General features: G+C 62.0%; 17 protein-coding genes and 1 pseudogene. 7 read left to right on the forward strand and 11 right to left on the reverse strand.

Features of this window, described 5'->3' with window-relative positions; translation table 11 throughout:
• Nucleotides 1–370: 370 nt before the first annotated feature.
• From NKI58_RS31790 to NKI58_RS31805, 4 genes are all read left to right on the forward strand, one after another.
• Nucleotides 371–1027 carry an ABC transporter ATP-binding protein gene (locus tag NKI58_RS31790; RefSeq protein ID WP_031211739.1) on the forward strand — a complete coding sequence of 219 codons (657 nt, stop codon included), beginning with the start codon at nucleotides 371–373 and terminating at the stop codon, nucleotides 1025–1027.
• Nucleotides 1027–3435: an ABC transporter permease gene (locus NKI58_RS31795; RefSeq protein WP_352724782.1), complete on the forward strand. Its 2409-nt coding sequence runs from the start codon at nucleotides 1027–1029 to the stop codon at nucleotides 3433–3435. The genes NKI58_RS31790 and NKI58_RS31795 overlap by 1 nt, the downstream gene beginning before the upstream one ends.
• Nucleotides 3425–4480: a lipocalin-like domain-containing protein gene (locus NKI58_RS31800; protein WP_352587570.1), complete on the forward strand. Its 1056-nt coding sequence runs from the start codon at nucleotides 3425–3427 to the stop codon at nucleotides 4478–4480. Before NKI58_RS31795 ends, NKI58_RS31800 begins: the two co-directional genes overlap by 11 nt.
• A 1027-nt stretch (nucleotides 4481–5507) precedes the next feature.
• Complete coding sequence (locus tag NKI58_RS31805; protein ID WP_352458348.1) at nucleotides 5508–5768, forward strand: pyocin activator PrtN family protein; 261 nt, start codon at nucleotides 5508–5510, stop codon at nucleotides 5766–5768.
• A 682-nt stretch (nucleotides 5769–6450) separates the two neighbouring features.
• Here NKI58_RS31805 and NKI58_RS35660 read toward each other — a convergent pair.
• From NKI58_RS35660 to iolG, 10 genes and pseudogenes are all read right to left on the reverse strand, one after another.
• Nucleotides 6451–6792 (reverse strand): transposase domain-containing protein, encoded by a 342-nt coding sequence (locus tag NKI58_RS35660; RefSeq protein WP_502894573.1) that lies wholly within the window; start codon nucleotides 6790–6792, stop codon nucleotides 6451–6453.
• A 649-nt stretch (nucleotides 6793–7441) separates the two neighbouring features.
• Nucleotides 7442–7928 (reverse strand): annotated as a pseudogene (locus tag NKI58_RS35665) (IS66 family transposase); the annotation flags it as partial.
• Nucleotides 7929–8233: 305 nt separating this feature from the next.
• Nucleotides 8234–9283: a Gfo/Idh/MocA family protein gene (locus NKI58_RS31830; protein WP_352449985.1), complete on the reverse strand. Its 1050-nt coding sequence runs from the start codon at nucleotides 9281–9283 to the stop codon at nucleotides 8234–8236.
• A 210-nt stretch (nucleotides 9284–9493) separates the two neighbouring features.
• Nucleotides 9494–10498: a substrate-binding domain-containing protein gene (locus NKI58_RS31835; protein ID WP_352789081.1), complete on the reverse strand. Its 1005-nt coding sequence runs from the start codon at nucleotides 10496–10498 to the stop codon at nucleotides 9494–9496.
• 58 nt (nucleotides 10499–10556) lie between these two features.
• The gene (locus tag NKI58_RS35670; RefSeq protein WP_502898523.1) at nucleotides 10557–11045 is read right to left on the reverse strand and encodes an ABC transporter permease; all 489 of its coding nucleotides are present in this window, start codon (nucleotides 11043–11045) and stop codon (nucleotides 10557–10559) included.
• The gene (locus NKI58_RS35675; protein ID WP_502897055.1) at nucleotides 10940–11656 is read right to left on the reverse strand and encodes an ABC transporter permease; all 717 of its coding nucleotides are present in this window, start codon (nucleotides 11654–11656) and stop codon (nucleotides 10940–10942) included. Before NKI58_RS35675 ends, NKI58_RS35670 begins: the two co-directional genes overlap by 106 nt.
• Entirely contained in the window at nucleotides 11649–12389 is a 741-nt protein-coding gene (locus NKI58_RS31845; protein WP_352827953.1) for an ATP-binding cassette domain-containing protein, read from the reverse strand. The genes NKI58_RS35675 and NKI58_RS31845 overlap by 8 nt, the downstream gene beginning before the upstream one ends.
• A 137-nt stretch (nucleotides 12390–12526) precedes the next feature.
• Nucleotides 12527–13651, reverse strand: coding sequence for a Gfo/Idh/MocA family protein (locus NKI58_RS31850; RefSeq protein ID WP_352789087.1), 1125 nt, complete (start codon nucleotides 13649–13651; stop codon nucleotides 12527–12529).
• Nucleotides 13615–14427 (reverse strand): aldehyde dehydrogenase family protein, encoded by an 813-nt coding sequence (locus tag NKI58_RS31855; protein WP_352789089.1) that lies wholly within the window; start codon nucleotides 14425–14427, stop codon nucleotides 13615–13617. Before NKI58_RS31855 ends, NKI58_RS31850 begins: the two co-directional genes overlap by 37 nt.
• Before the next feature lie 3 nt (nucleotides 14428–14430).
• Nucleotides 14431–15438 (reverse strand): inositol 2-dehydrogenase, encoded by a 1008-nt coding sequence (iolG, locus tag NKI58_RS31860; protein ID WP_352458352.1) that lies wholly within the window; start codon nucleotides 15436–15438, stop codon nucleotides 14431–14433.
• 107 nt (nucleotides 15439–15545) lie between these two features.
• On the opposite strand from iolG, the gene iolD reads away from it, so the two are divergent.
• From iolD to NKI58_RS31875, 3 genes are all read left to right on the forward strand, one after another.
• Nucleotides 15546–17393: a 3D-(3,5/4)-trihydroxycyclohexane-1,2-dione acylhydrolase (decyclizing) gene (iolD, locus tag NKI58_RS31865; protein ID WP_352825849.1), complete on the forward strand. Its 1848-nt coding sequence runs from the start codon at nucleotides 15546–15548 to the stop codon at nucleotides 17391–17393.
• A gap of 125 nt (nucleotides 17394–17518) precedes the next feature.
• Complete coding sequence (iolE, locus tag NKI58_RS31870) at nucleotides 17519–18418, forward strand: myo-inosose-2 dehydratase (protein WP_023676597.1); 900 nt, start codon at nucleotides 17519–17521, stop codon at nucleotides 18416–18418.
• Between the two features lie 3 nt (nucleotides 18419–18421).
• On the forward strand, nucleotides 18422–19255 hold the full coding sequence (locus NKI58_RS31875) for an SDR family oxidoreductase (protein WP_023676598.1): 834 nt from the start codon (nucleotides 18422–18424) through the stop codon (nucleotides 19253–19255).
• 61 nt (nucleotides 19256–19316) lie between these two features.
• Here NKI58_RS31875 and NKI58_RS31880 read toward each other — a convergent pair whose 3' ends face one another.
• Entirely contained in the window at nucleotides 19317–20192 is an 876-nt protein-coding gene (locus NKI58_RS31880) for a MurR/RpiR family transcriptional regulator (RefSeq protein WP_245274693.1), read from the reverse strand.
• Nucleotides 20193–20741 lie beyond the last annotated feature (549 nt).

Genomic DNA, 20741 nt, shown 5'->3' on the forward strand with positions numbered 1-20741 from the left:
CGCGTATTCCCGTGAGGCTGGCATAGAGCCAAGCACGCCTGAGTGTGACCAGGCTGCAGGCATAATCATGGCGCTTTTCAGCAACGGCATCGGCACTGCTGAGGAATTGAAGGCAGCGCTCCAGTTCCGTTTGGAGAGTGAGTTGCGACGGCACGGTCAACGCCTATCCCGCCTAGCTGAGAACCGCTCTAGATCGTAATTGTACATCGAATTCCAAGTGGAGGTCGCGTTAGATGCAAAACGCGAGCCTCTGAAGAAAACCATTGTCCAATTAAGGCAGTGGGTTTGGAGGCTGTATGAAAGGGGTCGTTGTTTGGCGCTATTTCACTGGCATGCCGTGTCAGAAGCACGCGGGCCTCCGGGGAGTAACATGCTGCTGAGGCTGGACCAGATCGACAAATTCTACCCCACTGGCGAAGGGCCGTTGCATGTTCTGCACGGGATCGATCTTTCGCTGGAGGCGGGCAAGAGCCTTGCGCTGACCGGCGAGTCTGGCAGCGGCAAGAGCACGCTTTTGCACCTCGTTGCAGGGCTCGACAGCCCTGATGCGGGAGAAATCCACCTTGGCGGTACCAATATTGTGGGGCTGAACGATACGGCCCTTGCCGCCCTGCGGCGGGGAACAGTCGGACTTGTGTTCCAGCAGTTCAACCTGATCCCTTCGCTTGATGTGGCAGCCAACCTTGCCTTTCAGGCTCGACTTGCCGGCCGTCCTGATCCGGCGTGGCTGAAGGTCCTTGCTGAACGGCTGGGCCTGGCCAAGGTCCTAACGCGCTACCCTGAACAGCTGTCGAGTGGGCAACAACAGCGGGTGGCGATTGGGCGGACCCTAGCCGTTCGGCCCCGGCTGGTTTTGGCCGATGAGCCCACGGGCAATCTCGATGAGGCAACAGGGGACGCTGTACTCGATCTTATGCTGTCGCTGGTGGCTGAAACGGGTGCCGCCCTGTTAATGGTTACCCATTCCAACCGTCTGGCAAACCGGCTGAACGCCCACGTTCACCTGCACGCGGGACGGCTGGCTTGATGGTGTGGACCGGGTTGTCAGCGCTCTTGTCGCATTGGCGCAGGCGGCCTGTCCAACTGGCGATGCTGCTTTTGGGGCTATCGCTGGCAACGGCGTTGTGGTCAGCGATTCAGGCGATCAACGGTGAGGCGCGGGCGAGCTATGACCGTGCAGCGGCGATCCTTGGGCAGGACCGGCTCGCGCAACTGGTGCGTGAGGACGGGACCCGGATGGATCAACAGGTGTTTGTGAGACTGCGGCGAGCAGGCTGGCTGGCTTCGCCGGTGATTGAAGGTGAAATGCGGTTTGGGGATGTGCGGTTGCGCGTCCTCGGCATTGACCCACTGACTTTGCCGCCGCAGGCGCAGCAGGTGGATGTTGCAGTGGGTGATGAGCTATTGCCGTTCATCACGGCGCCCGGGGTGCTCTATGCAACTCCGGAAACCGCGGCACGACTAACCGAGCAAGCAACACCTCCCGTGCGCGTGGCCGAGGGTTTGCCGCCTGGCACAGTCCTCACCGACATCGGGCAGGCGCAGGTCTTGCTTGGGGCAAAGGACAAGATCTCTCGTCTTTTGCTCTGGCCGGACCAACCGATTGGCCGTGCCCCTCTAGAGGTGACAGCCCCCGGCCTGACCCTGCGCGAGCCGAGTGAAACGGGGGATCTTGCCAGGCTGACCGACAGTTTTCACCTGAACCTGACGGCTTTCGGTTTTCTTGCCTTTGCGGTGGGGCTCTTCATCGTGCATTCCGCCATCGGTCTGGCTTTTGAACAGCGCCGCCCGGTGTTTCGCACGCTGCGCGCACTGGGCTTGCCGGCCCGCGTGCTGGTCCTTTTGCTGATCGCCGAGCTGCTGATCTTCGCCCTCCTCGCGGGATTGGTGGGCGTGGCACTTGGCTATGTAGTCGCCTCGGCCCTTTTGCCCGACGTCGCCGCCACCCTGCGCGGACTTTACGGGGCCGATGTGCCGGGAACGCTGTCGATCCGCCCCGCAGTGTGGGCAGCGGGGCTGGCGATCGCGGTAATCGGCACGCTGGTAGCGGCCGCACAAAGCCTCTGGCGGCTATGGCACCTGCCGCTGCTTGCGCCGGCCCAGCCTCGGGCCTGGGCGCGGGCTTCGGAGCGGGCCCTGCGCGCGCAAGGCGTGGCTGCGATGGTGCTCCTGTTGACGGCGGCGGGAATTGCACACTTCGGATCCGGCCTCGAGGCGGGCTTTGCGCTTCTGGCGGCACTGCTGTTGGGGGCGGCACTGGCGCTGCCGCTCGTGCTGACGGGGATATTGCACCTTGGCGGCCGCTTGGCGCGTGGACCATTGGCTGAATGGTTTTGGGCCGACACGCGTCAACAGCTTCCCGGCCTGTCATTGGCGCTAATGGCACTGCTGCTTGCGCTGGCCGTCAATGTGGGCGTCAGCACGATGGTGTCGAGCTTTCGGCTGACCTTCACCGGCTGGCTCGATCAGCGTCTCGCCTCAGAGCTTTACGTGACCGCCCGCACCGAAGCAGAGGCCACGGCGATACGCGACTGGCTGGCCCAGCGCAGCGACGCGGTCCTGCCGATCTGGAGCATTGAGGGCCGGGTCGCAGGCCAGCCCGCGGCAATATACGGCGTGGCCGATCATGGCACCTATCGCGACAACTGGCCGATCCTCTCTGCAGTGCCGGGGGTGTGGGACCGGATCGCCACAGGCGACGGCGCCCTGATCAACGAACAACTGGCGCGGCGCCAGGAGTTGGGCTTAGGGGACCAGATCACGCTGCCCGGTGGCTGGCGGGCCAGCATCGTCGGCGTCTATGCCGACTATGGCAACCCGATCGGCCAAGTGATCATCGGGATCGACACACTGCTCCAGCACTATCCTGACGTCTCCCGCCTGCGCTATGCCATTCGGATTGCCCCTGGCAAGGCCGAAGCACTGGCTGCGGGTTTGCGGGCGGAATTCGGGCTGCCCGCGCAGAACGTGATTGACCAGGCCGGGATCAAGGTCTTTTCGCTCAAAGTGTTTGAGCGCACATTCAGAGTGACAGCCGCGCTGAATGTGCTGACGCTGGGAGTCGCGGGGCTGGCGATGTTTGCGAGCCTCATGACCCTGTCGGGGATGCGCCTACCGCAACTGGCGCCGGTCTGGGCCATGGGTCTGCCCCGCCGCCACCTCGTATGGCTGGAGCTTTGGCGCGGCTTGTTGTTGGCAGCCTTGACCATGCTGGCCGCTCTGCCTGTAGGTATCGGGCTCGCCTTTGTTCTACTGGCGGTGGTGAATGTGGAGGCTTTTGGCTGGCGTCTGCCGATGCACCTTTTTCCCGGTGACTGGGCGCGGCTGGCGGCGCTCGCGTTGCTGGCGGCCGGACTTGCAGCCGCCGTGCCTGCCTGGCGGCTGGCGCGTCTTTCGCCATCGGATTTGCTGAAGGTATTTGCACATGAGCGTTAGAGCATTGCTGATCTACATGAGCTTGGCCGCACCTGCCTTTGGCCAGGGTTTTGCTGGGCTTGGCACAGAGGCTGACGGGTTTTCAGTGCCGCAGCCGGGGACTGCATTCAACTTTCCGGCAGACCACGGCCCGCACCCCGGTTACCGGATCGAATGGTGGTATTTGACGGCCAACCTGCAAGCTGCGGATGGAGCGGACTATGGCGTGCAATGGACTCTTTTCCGATCCGCCCTGGCCCCGGTGGAGCGGTCCGGCTGGTCCAGTCCGCAGCTTTGGATGGGCCACGCCGGGCTGACGACGCGAACGCGCCAATTCGTGGCCGAACGGCTGGCACGGGGCGGCATCGGCCAGGCGGGGGTTTCGGCTGCACCCTTTGCGGCCTGGATTGACAACTGGCAGATGGCAGGTCGGGCCCTGCCAGAGGCGGATGCGCTGTCGGCGCTCGATCTGCACGCGGCGGGACAGGCGTTTTCCTACGAACTGGCACTGGACGCCAAAGGCCCTCTGGTGCCGCAGGGAGTGCAGGGCTACTCGGTGAAATCCGAGAAGGGGCAGGCGAGCTATTACTACTCGCAACCATTCTACCACGTGACCGGTACACTGACCCTTCCGGCGGGCGTGATCGCGGTGTCCGGTCAGGCGTGGTTGGACCACGAATGGTCCTCGCAGCCGCTGGCTGAGGATCAGACCGGGTGGGACTGGTTCTCCTTGCATTTCGACAGCGGCGAAAAGATGATGGGCTTTCGCCTGCGCGACGGAGGCGCGGGCTTTACATCGGCCACATGGATCAAGGCCGACGGCAGGCCGCAGCCGCAGGCCCCCGGCGCGCTAAGGGTGACGCCGCTCGAAACGGCGGCAGTCGCGGGACGTAGCGTGCCGATCCGCTGGAGGGTGCAATTGCCGGAAAACGGAGTGGATGTGACCATCCGGACGCTAAACCCAGAAGCCTGGATGGACACACGCTCTCCCTATTGGGAAGGCCCGATCCGATTTGAGGGCACCCATGCCGGGCGCGGCTATCTCGAGATGACAGGCTATGAGTGACTGGAGGACACTGCTCAATCGCGAGATCGCGACGGTTGGCGAATTGCCGAAAATGGAGAAGGTTAGTTTCCAGCGCCCTTCCCTCTACCACCACCTCAAACCCACTATCTCAGGTAATGGCTCTGGCGATGTAGCGGTCCTGCGCCGCCACCTACCACTACATGGCTCCGAATTGCGGATCGATGTTGCGTGGCCGGAGATGGGCGCGCATCTGCGTAGTGCAGAGTTGCCGCGAGCGTGTTTTCCGATTTCTACGTCGAAGCACCACCGCTGCACGCGTCAATCTTGTCGGTGTCGATCTCCATGCCAAGCAGTCTAACACGCGAAACGGCGTCTGCCGCGGTCCACACCGGATGGTTACGCTGCACGGCGCATTCTGCCGATGATTGAGGTTCATGAAGGCCTTCCCGCAAAATATGCGCCTTAATGCCCGGCCTCACGGCCTCACGCAATCCAGACATTTTCAAACTCGCCACACGAAAAAACCGCCTCGGTTAGACCGAGACGGTTATCGTACTATGACAGAAGTGGTTGCGGGGACACGCAACCACCGATACCGACATCATTAACGTGACGATTTGACAGGTCCAGGCCAGCATTGCAGGGAGGCGACTTGGTGGGCTCGGAGGGATTCGAACTCCGCGCTTGGAAAAGCGTCCCTCTCGTCTTCACCGTGCAGGCCGCTTACTCTGGGCGGCAGAGTGCCCTTCCGCGCTTCGCCAAACCTGCCGTGGGAAAAGCCTTGCCGTTTTTTCCGGTGGGGCTTTGATCAGATCGCGACTATTAGTGATTTATGCTGGAACTGGTTGCGGAGGTTGGAGTCGGACCGATTTGCGCCGATTAAGAAGCCCGTCAGCAAACGAACTCGGTCACAGCACTGTATTGGCGGTATCCCTCTAGCGACTTGAACGCCCCGGCCGTTGCTTAGGTCGCGCCCACCCTTTTGCACGCGCCCCCCTGCCCGGCCGTTGAACCCGTTGGGCGGCTTGCTAGTCTGCCAAGCTCCTAACAGGGATAGCAACCTGGAATGAACACAGCACTGCTTTTGATGGCTCAGTATGGTGGCAAGGCCATCATCCCGATCGATGAGGTCTGCCGAGACTATTTCTCCCACCTGACGCCGCCGAAGTTGGTCCGAAAGATTTCCATGGGGGAAATTGCCCTTCCGCTCGTGCGGATCGAGGACAGTCAGAAGTGTGCCAAGGGCGTCCATCTCGCCGATTTGGCCAAATACCTTGAGTTCCGGACTGAGGCTGCGAGAAAGGAAATGACGGGTCTCACGGAGTAGCGAGGGAGCGTGAATGAGGTTTCGTTCAGCCCTGCCGTACACAGCCGCCCGCGGCTTATGGCCTGATGAGCGACGAACTGGATCAACCGTTTCAAGGCCGGTACTGCATTTGGTACAGCACCACTTCAACAAAGACGCGTAATCGACTGTCTGAACTGCATGTTTGTTGGGACTGCGTCCCATCTGATGTTGGACACGATGGTACAACTTTGCAGTATCAAACGAGGCTTTTCGCGAAATGATCCTACAGAACACGCACGTGTCCCTGCGACGAGCCGAAGCAGCGCACCGGCTGCGTGGAACACGCTGACGGGAGGGGCCTGAAAAAGAAGATTATTAGTCGGCTGCCGAGGTCATTATGAATTCAAATGCCGTCAGCTATTTGTACAGTTCTGGCTTACTCATTGCGCCAATAACTGCCTTTCGCCCTTCTGATAGTGATTGCAGACCCGCCTCGGCAGCGATTGCAGCCCGGTATCCGTCCAGCAGCTTGCTCCGGCCGGAATTCCGCTGAGTATTGAATGGATCCAGGCCTGGGCCTGCAGGCGATAGGCATCGGTGAAGCGAGGACGCCAGTCCGCGGGATAGGCCGTTCCTCGCGACAGACCCGAATTGATCTCGGTGCGCAGGGGCGAAAGCAGCGAGACCGTTGCGGTGGAAGCGTAAGCGCCTCGCGGATCGCCTATGGATTTGGGCTTGACGTTTTCCGGAATCGCCAGGGCATGAGTTCCTCGATCTGGGTTTGCGGATGGCCGTTGATGATGGCGTCGAGGGTTTCGGCGAGGTAGGCGACCGGGTTGACGTCGTTGAGCCTGCAGGTGGCCACGATGGAGGCGAGCAGCGCCCAGTTGTCGAACGTAGTGCTGTGCTGCGATTGTCGACAGTGTCCCAGGAGCCTCTTAGGGACTATTGCCTCCAACGATCCGTTGCTTTCCCCACCCCAACTTTCAAAATTGTGGTAAAGTCTCGACGTTGTTATTGGCTTTGAGCGAGCGGTGTGAGGGCGCTGGAGGCTACCATGCACTTCATTAAGCTCCTGGTTGGCTCAGCAATATTGACAGCATCGGGGGCAGCGTTTGCGGCAGAGGAGGTGTCTGTCGAGAGAGGACGGCTGGTTTCCATCATCGGCAGCTGTCACGACTGCCATACTGACGGCTACAGGGAAGCCGAAGGCGCACTCGACCCCACCAAGGCATTGAGAGGGAAAGTAATAGGTTGGCGGGGGCCGTGGGGCACAACGTATGCAAGCAATCTGAGATGGAGCGCGCAAGACCTTAGCGAAGACGGGTATGTAACCTACATCAAGACACTTCGCACATTGCCGCCGATGCCTTGGTACAACGTTCGCGTCATGCCGGAGAGCGACATTCGGTCATTCTATCGATATGTGAAGTCGCTCGGTGATCCCGGCGCCTTCCTCCCGAGAACGGCGAGACCGGGGGAAGAGCCGAGGACGCCCCTCGTCACGCTGGAGCCACCGCAAATGCCGAAACCTTGTTCACGCGACCTGGACTGCGGCGTGGGCGAAGTTTGCTCGGCCGCACCAGTCCGCCAATGCGTTAAGAAGTAGGCACCGTGGGCAGCGGCCCTCTTAAGACAGCCGACCCCAATTACGCGGTAGGGCGAAACCTTAAGTTTCGGAATAGTAGCGAACGCCGCCCTCGGGCCAGACGTCAAGTCAGACCGTCAATGATAAAACTTAGGGTGAGCGCCTCGCGGATCGCCTGTGGATTTGGGCTTGACGTTTTTCGGAATCGCCAGGGCATGAGTTCCTCGATCTGGGTCTGCGGATGGCCGTTGATGATGGCGTCGAGGGTTTCGGCGAGGTAGGCGACCGGGTTGACGTCGTTGAGCCTGCAGGTGGCGATGAAGGCGAGCAGCGCCCAATTTTCGGCCCCGACTTCGTGACCTGCAAACAGGGCATTTTTTTCTGGTCAGGCATACTGGCCTGATCGCGTTTTCAACCGGGTTGGTGTCGAGTTCCAGGCGGCCATCGTCCAGGAAGCGGGTCAGGCCTTGCCAGTGGCCGAGCCCATGCCGGATGTCTTCGGCCAGGCCAGAGCCGGAGGAGATCATCGATAGCTGCTTTTCGAACCATGGTTTCAGGGCAGCGATGATGGCATGCTCCCGTCGGGCGGCAAGCCGGGCTTGAGGTGATGCGAGCATCCGCGCGTGATCCGCACCCATTACCCTACGCCGATAATTCCAACGCGTATACTCAAGTTGACCTCCGTATTATTCCAATGCGTTCAGTCAAGCCAGCCGGTTGTCCGGGCTTTTCCGGCCTCGTGCGAGTCGGCGGCCGCCTGGATGAATTTCACCCAGCGCAGCCCGTCGAGCACGTTCGGAAACAAGATCGTGACTGCCTCCACATGAACGGTTGCACGGTACAACGCGGTACGCGATGCCGTTTCGTGAGACGCTTCTCGCAATGAATCCTGGCCGGCTCCGCGGGCGAAAGCGCGTCAGAGAAGCAGCCGCTGGTCCGTTGTAGGCAAGATGCGGATCATATCCGCAGTAGGATGAACCTGCCGTGCCGGCGTGTCTATCTTCTGAGGCTGACCGGTGCTGGCGGCGCGCTCAATGGCAAGCAGGGCGCGCACGTCGGCAAATCCTTCTCCACCGTCGGCTTCAGGCGGTTGTGCATTCAGGATGCAGTCGGAGAAATACGCGGTCTGTCCGGCGAAATGGTCTGTCTGCGGGAACGTCTTTTCGGTTCTGATGTCGCCATGCCGAAGCTTCATTTGCACGGCAGTCTCGAAACGGAAGCCAGGGTCGGCCGTTACGCTCCCCTTCGTTCCGGCCACGTGGTAAAAATCCGAATTGTCCGCGCCGAAGCTGGCAATGAACTGTGCAAGCCGGCCCTCGGGGAAGCGCAACGTCACGGCAATGCTTTCCTCTACCTCCCCGACTGAGGCGCTGCCGAAACTCCTTACCGCGACTGCCTCGATCGGCTCAGTGGCAAAGATATGGCGCGCGGCATTCAGGCAGTAGACGCCGATGTCCTGCAAGGGACCGCCCCAATAGGCGGCCTTGAGGCGGTGATTGTCGGACGACGCTACGAAGGAGAAGACCGCGGCAAAGATGCGGGGATCGCCGATCTCACCGCTGCGGATGCGCTCCAGCACCTCGACAGTGCCGGGCTCGTTGTGCAGCCGATACGCCGTCATCAGGTACGCTCCGCTCTCATTGGCGGCGGCGATCATCGCCTCGCATTCCGCCTCGGTCGTGGCCAGCGGCTTCTCAACGAGCGCGTGCTTGCCGGCTCTCAGGGCTCGGATCGCATAGTCGGCATGCATGGAGTTCGGCAATGCCACGTAAACTGCATCGGCGACGTCCGATGCGAGCATCTGGTCGTACTGCTCATAGCTGAAGACGTGTTCCACGCCGTAGAATTCGGCGAGCTTGGCGGCGTTTTTGGCCGAGCCGCTGACGATCGCCGTGATTGTCGAGTTTCCGGTCTGGGACACACCGGGCATAAAGGCTTCCTGTGTGATCCAGCCCGCGCCCACCACGGCATATCGTATCTTTCTCAATTGCTCCTCCCGAATGGGATCACTCCCGGCACTCGTCTAAAAATGGTCACGCCGTGGCCAGCGGAACGTCTCTGAGGCCTGACGGCAGCGGTCGATTTGAGCCAGTCGCTCGATGGGTCTGTTGTCGCCTCTCAGGGGCAAAGGCGGGCAAGAGTCATCCCTCGCCCGCCGCAGAGTTGCGCCCCCCGCCTACTTTCCGATGCAGGTGTCGGCGGTTTCGGGGGTGCAGACGTCGAGACCGGTGTAGGTCGGGTCGGCCGGCGCGGGCTTGCCGTCCTTGATGTCCTTCAGCGCCAGCATGGTCTTGTAGCCCATTTCGAACGGCCGCTGTCCGACCTGGCCGAGCGACAGGCCTTCCTTCATCTGGTCCATCTGCACCGGCAGCGTGTCGGCGACGACCAGAGCCAGCTCCTTCTTGGCGATCTTATCCTTGTACGGCTCGACCGCAGCGCGATTCGCATCCGGTATGAATTGCGGAAAGCCGCCTGTCGGCACGAAGGCGTCGAGGTTTGGCGTCTTCGCCATGAAGTCCTGGAACTGCTGAACCGACAGAGGGAAGTCGTCGTTGGTATAGAGAGGGCAGCCCGGTGCTTCCGTCCAGCCGTTCTGGCCGGTCAGGGCATCACCTGGCGAGGCGGCCGACTCCTTGCCGGCCAGCGTGTCGCGTATACCCTTCATGCGCTCATTGTGGTTGGCCGCGGCAGCTCCGCCCGACTGGATACAGATGGTGCCGCCTTTCGGCTTGATGGTCTGCACGATCTTGGAGACGTTGACGCCAATTTCGTAATTGTGCGTGCCGATATAGGCGACACGCAGGTCCTTGTTCTCCGGTAGCACATCCGAGTCCCAGGTAAGCACGGGAATGCCCGCTTCCTTGGCGGCCTGAAGCGCGACGGCCATTGCCGCGGCGTTCGACGGGGCGACGGCGATGCCGTCGACCTTCTTGGCCACCAGGTCCTGCACGATCTGCACCTGCTCCTCGCCGCCGCCATGCTCGCCGGGGCCGATATACATGCATTCGATCGCGCCGCTGGATTCGGCTTCGGCCTTCTTGCAGCCGTCACGAGCCTGGTCGAAGAAAGGATTGTTCATGTTCTTCGGCACAAGGGCGAAGACGTATTTCTGCTGGGCATAGGCCTGCCCTGCCATCAGCGCGGAAAACGCCACGGCCGCCGTCAGAATGTATTTTTTCACCTGTTCCTCCACTTTGTTTTGACGTCCACTATCCCCGACGGCTTGCGGCCGCCGGATTCTATTTGCGCTTCCAGGTAAACATACCCTCCAGCGTCGCCCGCAGCGACTTGCCCGAGGTCTGCATGCCGAGAAGCACGGCAAGAATGATGAAGGCCCCGACAAAGGCGCCCTGCCAGTTCGAATCGATCCCGGCCATCAGCAGCGCGTTGCGGATGACCTCGAGGAAGGCCGAACCGATCACAGCGCCAAACGCGGTTCCGTAGCCGCCCATCAGGCTGGCCCCCCCGATGACGGTGCCGGCGATCACCCTCAACTCGTAGCCGGTTCCCATCGCGTTGATGGCCGAGCCGCTGTAGCCGAGCAGCAGCAGGGACGCGATCGATGCGGTAAATGCGCAGAAGACATAGGCCTGGAATTTGATCCAGTCGACGGGGACGCCGGTCATCCGCGAGGCGTTCTCGTTGCCGCCGATCGCGAAGAGTGGCGCGCCCAGGCGGTGAAAATGAAGACGGAGCCGACGATGAGCGCGAGGATCACCATCACCCAGAACTGCGAGGACAGTTCCGGGATCCAATGAGGCACCCAGCCGTCAGGCGTGTGCCTCGGCCATTTGGCCTGGCCGATGGCCTTGACGATCGGCGCATCGGGTCCGAACTGGTAAAGCATCTGGTTGCCGGACAGCACGACCGCCAGCGAGCGCGCGATCGACAGCATGCCTAGCGTCACCACGAAGGACGGCATGCCGATATAGGCCACGAAGAAACCGTTAAAGGCTCCGCAGGCGATGCCTGCGAGCAGACCCGCGCCAAACGCCACATACCAAGGCTGGTGCCAAGTGAGCAGCAGGCCGGCGACGATCGCGACCAGCCCCATCACCGAGCCGACCGACAGATCGATGCCGCCGGTGATCAGCACCACCGTCATGCCCAGCCCCATGATGGCGATAGGTGCAAAATTGCGGGTGGTGTTGGTAACGTTGTCGACCGTGCCGAAGCTGGGCTCCAGCCACGTCATGAAGACCACCAACACGAAAAGCGCGATCGCGACCCAGAAGGCCTGGCTGGCGATCATCTTCTGGAAAACGCTCTGCTCTATTATGCCGACCACATCACCGATGGACGCATGGCCTTCCTTCAGCATGTCGCTCTGGCTATGCATCACGGATCGCTCCCGTAATTAGGCCGGTGATCTCCTCCGGCGATGTCTTCTCCGTCGCCTTGTCGGCCACTTTCGAGCCGCGTCTCAGCACGATGATGCGGTCGCAGACCGCGAACACATCGGGCATGCGGTGGCTGATCAGCATTACCGACACATTTTGCGATTTGAGCCGCCGGATCAGCTCCAGCACCTCGGCTACCTGGCGGACCGAAATCGCCGCGGTCGGCTCATCCATCAGCACGAGCTTGGAGTTGGATAGCCGGGTGCGGGCAATGGCGACCGCCTGCCGCTGGCCGCCTGACATTTTTTTGACCAGATCGCGCGACCGCGTCTCCGACTTCAGTTCCGCGAACAGTTTTGCCGAGCGGTTGATCATCGCCTGCTTGTCGAGCACGCGGAGCGGCCAAAACCCCTTCTTCATCTCGCGGCCGAGAAAGACATTTTGGGCGGCCGTCAGATTGTCGGCCAAGGCCAGACCTTGATAGACGACCTCGATCCCTTCGCCCCGTGCCTCGATCGGCTTGTGGAAATGGCAGACCTTGCCGTCCACCGCGATTTCGCCGTCGGAGGGTGGGAAGTTCCCCGCAATCAGCTTCACCATGGTCGATTTCCCGGCACCGTTGTCGCCCATCAGGCCAACCACCTCGCCGGCAGCAACCGCGAAGCTAACATCTGACAAGGCGCGGATAGCACCAAAGCTTTTCGAGACGCTTCGTACGTCCAGCACAGACACATTCTCCTCCCTGTGCGACGTCGACTTGAGCACTCAGCCGACGTACCTCTCTCGGGCTGCAATCTATATTGCAAAATGTACAAACATGCAACGTTTATTTCAGACGCATGCGGGGCGGCGACCAACTCTCCCTCGCATCAGTCTGTTCGCAGCCACGTGCTCTCCCGGGCCGAGCCCTGAATTGCCTCCACGAGTTCCTGGATGCGTTGGCCGGCCCGGAAGCCGAAAGACTCGTCTCGCTTCCCGGCGATCGCATCGACGAACCGCGCAATCTCGATAGCCTTCAGATCGTTGAAGCCGAGCTGATGGCCTGGTGCGACGCAGAAGAGTCCATAGGGATCGTGATCCGGACCGGCCTCGATGCGCCGAAAGCCACGCCGGCCGCCGGGATCGGCCGTGCTGTAGAAATGCAGCTCGTTGAAGCGCTCCTGGCTGAAGACGAGCGCCCCCTTGGTGCCATAAACCTCGAAATCGTGCTGCATCTTGCGGCCGGTGGCGACCCAGCTCGCTTCGATGCTGCCGGATGCACCATTGGCAAAACGCAGAAATGCGCGACCGATGTCGTCGACCTCGATGGTCCGGCGCCCGCCTCGGCCATCCGGACGGCTCGCTATGACGGTGACGGAATCGCCGAGGACCCGTTCCACCGAGCCAAGCAGAAACTCCGCCGTGGCCAGAGCATGGCTGCCCAGATCCGCCAATGCGCCACCGCCGACAGGATCGTGCCGGAAGGTAAATGGGCTTTCCGCATCCGCCATGTAGTCCTCGGCGTGAATGCCGCGATAGCTGCGGATCTCGCCCAACTCGCCCGCGCGGATCATCTGCCGCGCCAGCGCGAGCAGCGGGTTGCAGAGATAATTGAACCCGACCTGCGTCCTGACGCCGGCCGCTTCCGCCGCCTCGGCCATCCGTCGGGCATCCGCCGCAAGGGGCGCCAGCGGCTTCTCGCAATAGACGTGCTTGCCGGCGGCAATGGCGGCGAGCGCCATCTCCTTGTGGAAGCCGTTCGGCGCCGTGATATCGATCATATCGATCTCCGGGTCCTCGACCAGACGCCTCCAGTCCCCGCTCGCCCGCGCGAACCCCAAGGCCTGCGCCGCCTGCGCGGCGAGGTCCTCGGTTCTGTCCGCAACCGTGTGGAGCACCAGTTCGTAGGGAAGATCGAAGACACGTTGTGCGGCAGCAAAGCCGAACACATGGGTCTTGCCCATGAAGCCGGTGCCGATCAGGCCGATTCTGAGTTGAGGTTTTTCACCGGCCATTCAACTCGGCTCCGTTTACCACCAGCGCTGAGTCGATCCGCCCGGCGAAAAAATCGAGCACGTTCTGCACGGACGAGATTGCCGACGCGGGTCGAGCCGGTGAGGGACACCTTGCGCACCGCCGGCGAAGCCATGATCGGCGCATAGGTCGTGCTCGTGGGCCCAACGACCAGGCTGACGGTGCCGGCAGGAAGATTGCAGGCGCGGATGCAGTCGACCATCAGCATCGCCGTCCCGGGCGTCTGACTTGACGGCCGGACGATGGTCGAGCAGCCAGCGCCAAGCGCCGGCGCCACCTTGCGGGCGACCAGTGCCGCCGGAAAGTTCCAGGCGGTGAAGGCGGCTGCGATCCCGACAGGCTCGTGCAGAACTTCGAAACGACCGCCGGGCACGCGCGATTCGATGACGCGCCCATAGATCCGGCGGGCCTCCTCGGCGTACCAGCGGAACTGATCGACCGCCAGCCCCCATTCGCGCTCGGACTGGGCAATAGGTTTGCCGGTCTCGCTGGAGATCATCCGCGCGGCTTCGTCCTTGCGGCGGATCATCTCGTCCGCGATAGCATGCAGGGCGGACGCGCGCTCAAAACCACCCTTGGATTTCCATGCGGAAAACCCACGGGCGGCGCTAACCAGCGCCTCTTCCGTGTCCGCGCGGGTGGCGACCGGAGCCTCGCCCAGCGGCTTTTCCGTCACCGGGCTCGTCACCGGCGCCGTCCCGCCGTCGGATGCCTTGCGCCACTTCCCGTCGATGAACAGTCCGTAGTTCGCGTACATGGCTTATCCGATCTCGCTGACCTTCACGAAGCGGCCTTCGACCGCCGATTTCATCGCCGCCTCAGCCAGGATCAGGGCGCGGCGCCCGTCCTCAAAACCGACCAGCGGCGGCTCGCCCTTCTCGACGCAGGTGACGAAGGCGTCGATCTCGGCATCGAACGCTTCGCGGTATCGCTCGATGAAGAAGTCGAGATAAGGCGCGGCGGCTTCGGTTTGCGCGACCGAGTAGCGGCGCAGTTCGTGAGGCTTCCTGTTGCCGCTGATCACCATGCCGGTGCTGCCCAGCAACTCGACGCGCTGGTCGTAGCCATAAGTGGAGGTTCGGGAGTTGTTGATGTGGCACTGCTTGCCGCTTTTGGTCCGCATCACGACCATGACGCTGTCGTAGTCGTTCAGCTCCGCCATCATGGCCGGGTCGATCAGCCGGCCACCGATGGCGAACACCTCCTCCGGCTCCTCTCCCAGCATGAAGCGGGCCAGGTCGAAATCGTGGATCGTCATGTCGCGAAAAAGCCCGCCCGCGACCTCGTAGTAGGAACGGGGCGGCATGCCCGGATCACGCGAGGTGATAATAACCTGGTGCAGGTCGCCGATCTCGCCGGATCGTACGGCGTTCCACGCCGCACGATGACCGGGGTCGAAACGTCGGTTGAAGCCGATCTGGACCGGCACGCCCTTGGACAAAATTGCTTCGGCGCAACGGTTCACCCTTTCCAGGCTAAGATCGATCGGCTTCTCGCAGAGCACGGGTTTGCCAGCGGCCACCGCCTTTTCGATGTAGTCGGCATGCGTGTCAGTCACCGTCGCGACAAGGACCGCATCTACATCTGCCGAGGCAAATACCTCGTCCGCGGATCCCGAAGCGCGAACGCCGTGCCGCGCCGCGACAGTCTCCGCGGACGATTCGTCGATGTCATAGACGGTGGCTAGTTCCGCACGAGGATGTGCGGCGATGTTTGCCGCATGCATCCTGCCAATCCGACCGCAGCCGAGCACAGCTATCCTGAGCAAGAAGTCCTCCCGGTTTGAATTTTTGCAATGATCGTTGCAAACATATTGATTTGTCAATGGGCATTCCGTATAGATTTGGAAAGACCGTCGTTAGGGAGGAGACAAAGATGACCAGGGCCACCGTCCGTCTGACCATGGCACAGGCGCTCGTGCGCTATCTGTGCAACCAGTTCACGGTCGTCGACGGCGAGAAAGTTCCGCTTTTTCCGGGAGTCTTCGCCATCTTCGGGCACGGCAACGTGACGTGCCTTTCTGAAGCACTCGAGGCGGTGAAGCACGTGCTGCCGACCTGGCGCGGCCAGAATGAGCAGTCGATGGCGCTTGCAGCGATCGGCTTTGCAAAGGCGAAGCGCCGGCGCCAGATCATGGTTGCGGCGACCTCGATCGGTCCGGGTGCGCTGAACATGGTGACGGCGGCGGGTGTCGCCCATTCGAACCGGCTGCCGGTGCTGATGCTCTCAGGCAACACCTTCGTCAGTCGCCGGCCCGATCCGGTCATGCAGCAGGTCGAGCACTTCGGCGACCCGACCATCAACGTCAATGACGCCTTTAAGGCGGTCACGCGCTACTGGGACCGCATCGTCCATCCCGAGCAGATCATCTCGTCGTTGCCGCAGGCGGTTGCGGTGCTGCTTGATCCGGCCGATTGCGGGCCTGCCTTCATCGCTTTGCCGCAGGATGTGCAGGAGATCGCCTGGGATTATCCCGAAGCCTTCTTCGAACAGACGGTGAATGAGGTGCCGCGCCCCCGGCCCGATCGCAGCCGGCTCGCCGAAGCGACGCGCCTCCTCAAAGGCGCAAAGCGGCCGCTGATCATCTCGGGTGGTGGCGTGCGTTATTCGGGTGCCGAGAAGGTTCTTGGCGATTTCGCCAAAAGGCATGGGATCCCGCTCGCGGAGACGATTGCCGGCAAAGGCACGGTTACGCACGACCACCCCGCGCATGTCGGACCGATCGGCATCGTCGGCTCAACCTCCGCCAACGCGCTGGCGGCGGAAGCCGACGTGATCATCGCCGTCGGCACACGGCTCATGGACTTCACCACCGGATCCTGGAGCGCCTTCTCGGCCGACGCAAAGTTCGTCTCGATCAATGCCGCACGCTGGGATGCCACCAAGCACCGGGCGCTCGCCGTCGTCGGCGACGCGCTGGAGACGGTGAGCGAACTCGAAGGTGCCCTCGGCGACTGGAAAGCGGAGAGGGCCTGGACAGACAAGGGTCGCATCGAGTTCGCCAAGTGGAACACGATGCTTGACGGCTTCCAGAAGCCGACCAACGAGCCGGTCCCGACCTATGCGCAGGTCGTAGGCGTGGTGAACGCCAAGGCGGGCGAGCGTGACCTGCTGATCACCGCGGCCGGCGGACTGCCCGGCGAGGTGATGAAGAACTGGCGGGTGAAGGAACCCAACACTTTCGACTGCGAGTTCGGCTTCTCCTGCATGGGTTATGAAATCTCTGCCGGCTGGGGCGCGGCCATGGCCGACCCTACCCGCACGCCGATCGTCATGATCGGCGACGGCACCTACATGATGATGAACTCCGACATCTATTCGTCGGTGCTCGCCGGCCACAAGATGATTCTCGTGGTATGCGACAATGGCGGCTATGCGGTGATCAATCGGCTGCAGAACGCCAAGGGCGGCGCCTCCTTCAATAACCTTATCAAGGACTGCCGGGTCAAGGAGCCGTTCTCGGTCGACTTCGCCAAGCACGCGGAAGCCATGGGCGCGCTGGCGCGGCGTGTCGAAAGCCTTGCCGATCTCGGCCAAGCGATCGAATGGGCGAAGACCACCGACCGAACCACCGTCATTGCCATCGTCTCCGACGCCTTCAGCTGGACGCCCGGGGATGCATGGTGGGACGTCGGCGTGCCCGAGATCAGCGGGCGCCAGCAGGTCCGCGACGCGCATGCCGCGCAAACCGAAGGTCGCAAGAAGCAGCGCGTGGGTGTCTGAACCGTTCGGGCGCGCGGGGGCGTCCCCTGCCGGAACGATGCAAAACTCCCTGAGCATTGTTCCGGCAGTTTTTTGTCGCTGCGCAGGCAGCCAGCAGCATTCGAAAATCATGATTGGAGATGACGATGAGAGCCAAGCTTGGCATCGCGCCGATCGCCTGGTGGAACGACGACCTTCCCGAACTGAGCGACGACGTCTCGCTGGAGGAGTGCCTGCGGCAGGCCCGTGAGGCCGGCTTCACCGGCATGGAGACTGGCCGCCGCTTCCCGATGGACGCGGCGGTGCTTGAGCCCATCCTGAGGCAGCATGCCATGAGCGTCTGTGGCGGCTGGTTCTCCGGCCGCTTGCTGGTCGGCAATATCGATGAAGAGAAGGACCGCATCGCCGCGCAGATGGAGTTGTTCAAGGCGACCAACGCACCCTGCATCGTCTATGGCGAGACGGGTCGCACCATTCAGGGCGACCGCGGAACGCCGCTGGCTATGCGCCCGCGTCTCGACGACGATCAGATCAAGGCCTACGGCCGTAAGCTCACCACTTTCGGCGAATGGTGCGCGGGTCAGGGGATGCCGATTTGCTACCACCACCACATGGCCGCGCCGATCGAAAGCGAACAGGACGTCGATCTGCTGATGAAGCATTCCGGCGAGGGTCTGCCCCTGCTCTACGATGCCGGCCATATGGCCTTTGCCGGCGGCGACGTGCTGCGGGTGGTGGACAAGCACCACGCCCGCATTTCGCATGTACACACCAAGGACATCCGCCAAGCGGTCGTGGACGGGCTCGACCGCAGCCGGGAAAGTTTTCTCGACGCAGTGGTAAAGGGGGCCTTCACCGTACCCGGTGACGGCTCGCTCGACTTCGAGGCGATCGTGAAGCGGCTGGCCTCCTACGGTTACGAAGGCTGGTTCGTCGTTGAAGCCGAGCAGGATCCCGTCAAAAGTCCGCCACTCGAAATGGCGAAGATCGGGCATAAGGAATTGCGGCGCGTCATGGCCGCGGCTGGCTACACTGTGGAGAGCTGAAGTATGAATCGCATGGATGGAAAGGTCTGCGTTGTCACGGGTTCAACGCAGGGGTTGGGAGCGGCCATTGCGCGCCGGCTGGCGGAAGCCGGCGCTGCCGGTCTTGTCACTCTCGGCCGCAACGAGGCGAAGGGCCGTGCCGCGGCCGAGGCGATCACGCACGACACCGGCGTGCCTGTCCACTTTGTCAAGGCCGATCTCGGCAAAGTCGAGGATTGCCGAAGCGTGATGGCGGAGGCCGAGCGCGTTTATGGCAAGATACATGTGCTGGTGAACGCCGGTGCCCGCACGGACCGTGGCACCATCCTCGATACCTCGCCCGAACTTTTCGACGCCCTGTTCGCCGTCAACGTGCGCGGACCCTACTTCCTGATGCAGGAGGCCATCCGCCGCATGATCCGCGACGGCATTGAAGGCGCCATCTGCAACATCGGCTCGATCTCGGAACATGCCGGCCAGCCTTTCATCAACGTTTACTGTGCCACTAAGGCGGCGCTGGCGACGCTGACCCGCAACACGGCGTTTTCCGTCATGAAGAACCGCATCCGCGTCAACCAGCTGGATGTCGGCTGGATGGCGTCTGATAACGAGCGAGAATTGCAGGCGAGTGAGACGGGCGATCCCAATTGGGAAGCGAAAGCCGTTGCGAACCTGCCCTTCGGCCGGCTGGTCGATCCGGCCGAGGCCGCCCGCACCGTCAACTTCCTCGTTTCGGACGATGCCGGGCTCATGACAGGTGCGGTGGTGGATTACGACCAGACAGTCCTCGGTGCCGCATCCGGCCCCATGGCCGTGCCTGAAAAGGCGATGGCGCTCTCGCCTTCCGACACTGATTGAGAATCGACGGCCGGCGGTCCGAAAATGCTGCAATGAGGCCAGGTTTCGCGGTTCGCAGTCCCTACCGCTCGGTAACCGTTGGAATGCGGGGATCGACTGCGTTGTTCTGAAGCCTGGCCGCCAAGGCCACGGTCAAAGCCTGCGCAAGACACATAGGAGCCGCCAGCGAGCGCGAGAAAGTGTATTCGTGCTCCGGTACGGCGAACAGAACGCGCGCGCTCTTGGCCAATGGAGACAGCGTGCTGTCCGAGATCGCCACGATGGGTACACCTCTCCCCACGGCTTCTTCCACAACATTGACGACCTCGTTCGCATAGAAGCGGAACGACACCGCAAACAGCAGGTCCGTCTTCCGCATCGCGCGGGCCATATGCGTGGCCAGTCCGCCGCCCGGATCCAGGAGCACGCAGCGCTTACCTAGCATGGTCAGTATATAGCGAAGGAGTTCGACGACCGGTGCCGAGCGAAGTTGTCCCATCAGATAGATGACGTCGGCCTTCTCGAGCAGGCTAACGGCTTCTGCCAGATCCTCGGGTTGAAGATCGGTGAGCATCTCTTTCAGGGACGCGATGTCACGGACGACCAGGTCGTGCATCAATCCCATCTCGCTGCGATCTGTCCGCTCCCCCAGTTCCTTCTCCAACGCCTTGACGCGGGCTTCGAAGCCGGGAGCCGCGGTGGACAATCGTTTCTGGAAGAGGCTCTGCAGGTCCTTGAACCCTTCATACCCCAATGCTTGGGCAAATCGGACGAAGCTGGACGCGTGAACGCCGCTGCCTTCCCCGATCGAGTTCACCGATCGCACCGCGACGTCATTCGGATTTTGGGTGAGGTACAACGCAATCTTCTGGTACGACTTGCTCATCCCATCATACCGGTCGTGTATCACGCGGATGAGATCCTCATAGTCCTTGGGAGCCTCGACCTTCTCGTCCACGATGCACATCCTTGCAATTTTTGTTGCATGATGGCGTCTTTGAAGGTTTTTGACCAGCAGAGAGTTGTCAACTCTGTTATCGGGTCTGTTATCGGGTCTGTTATCGGGCCACAAGTTGTGTGCGCACCGCGCGTCCGCGCACCAAGAGGGCTGCGACAGCTCCGTGCGAAGGAGAAGCGTCAGAGGAGCAGCGGTTTCGGACCCTTGAGCAGCTTTACGGCGATGTTCTCGAAGTTTGGCGACCGTGGACGGCGGCGAGACTGCAGGGGAAGGGCCTGGACTGTGGTCACCACATGGCTGAGGAAGCACCGGATGCGCTCGCGGCCGAAATCCTGCGATTCTTGGGACCCTGCTGGGCTCTGCCTGCCGTGGCACGTATCGAAGCATTGACGCCCGGCAAGCCATGTTGTCCGCTTCGCCCGCAATGCGGACCCAATGTGAGGGCTTCGGAACTTCGACTTTGGGTCAGAGAACGAACCCGCTCGCGGGAGGGGCGCGGGGTTTGAGGCGTGAGCTTCGTTGGCAGCGTCGGTGAGGCTTTAATCGATC

Origin of the sequence: Mesorhizobium sp. M0522, assembly GCF_040321085.1 — a bacterium.
In the GTDB taxonomy this organism is placed as follows: domain Bacteria; phylum Pseudomonadota; class Alphaproteobacteria; order Rhizobiales; family Rhizobiaceae; genus Mesorhizobium.

Coding starts and splice junctions, on each gene's coding strand:
- iolD (WP_352825849.1), top strand. CDS start 15,546: ATGACCAGGGCCACCGTCCGTCTGACCATGGCACAGGCGCTCGTGCGC.
- NKI58_RS31805 (WP_352458348.1), top strand. CDS start 5,508: ATGAACACAGCACTGCTTTTGATGGCTCAGTATGGTGGCAAGGCCATC.
- NKI58_RS31795 (WP_352724782.1), top strand. CDS start 1,027: ATGGTGTGGACCGGGTTGTCAGCGCTCTTGTCGCATTGGCGCAGGCGG.
- NKI58_RS31790 (WP_031211739.1), top strand. CDS start 371: ATGCTGCTGAGGCTGGACCAGATCGACAAATTCTACCCCACTGGCGAA.
- NKI58_RS31800 (WP_352587570.1), top strand. CDS start 3,425: ATGAGCGTTAGAGCATTGCTGATCTACATGAGCTTGGCCGCACCTGCC.
- iolE (WP_023676597.1), top strand. CDS start 17,519: ATGAGAGCCAAGCTTGGCATCGCGCCGATCGCCTGGTGGAACGACGAC.
- NKI58_RS35675 (WP_502897055.1), bottom strand. CDS start 11,656: ATGCATAGCCAGAGCGACATGCTGAAGGAAGGCCATGCGTCCATCGGT.
- NKI58_RS31875 (WP_023676598.1), top strand. CDS start 18,422: ATGAATCGCATGGATGGAAAGGTCTGCGTTGTCACGGGTTCAACGCAG.
- NKI58_RS31850 (WP_352789087.1), bottom strand. CDS start 13,651: ATGGCCGGTGAAAAACCTCAACTCAGAATCGGCCTGATCGGCACCGGC.
- NKI58_RS31855 (WP_352789089.1), bottom strand. CDS start 14,427: ATGTACGCGAACTACGGACTGTTCATCGACGGGAAGTGGCGCAAGGCA.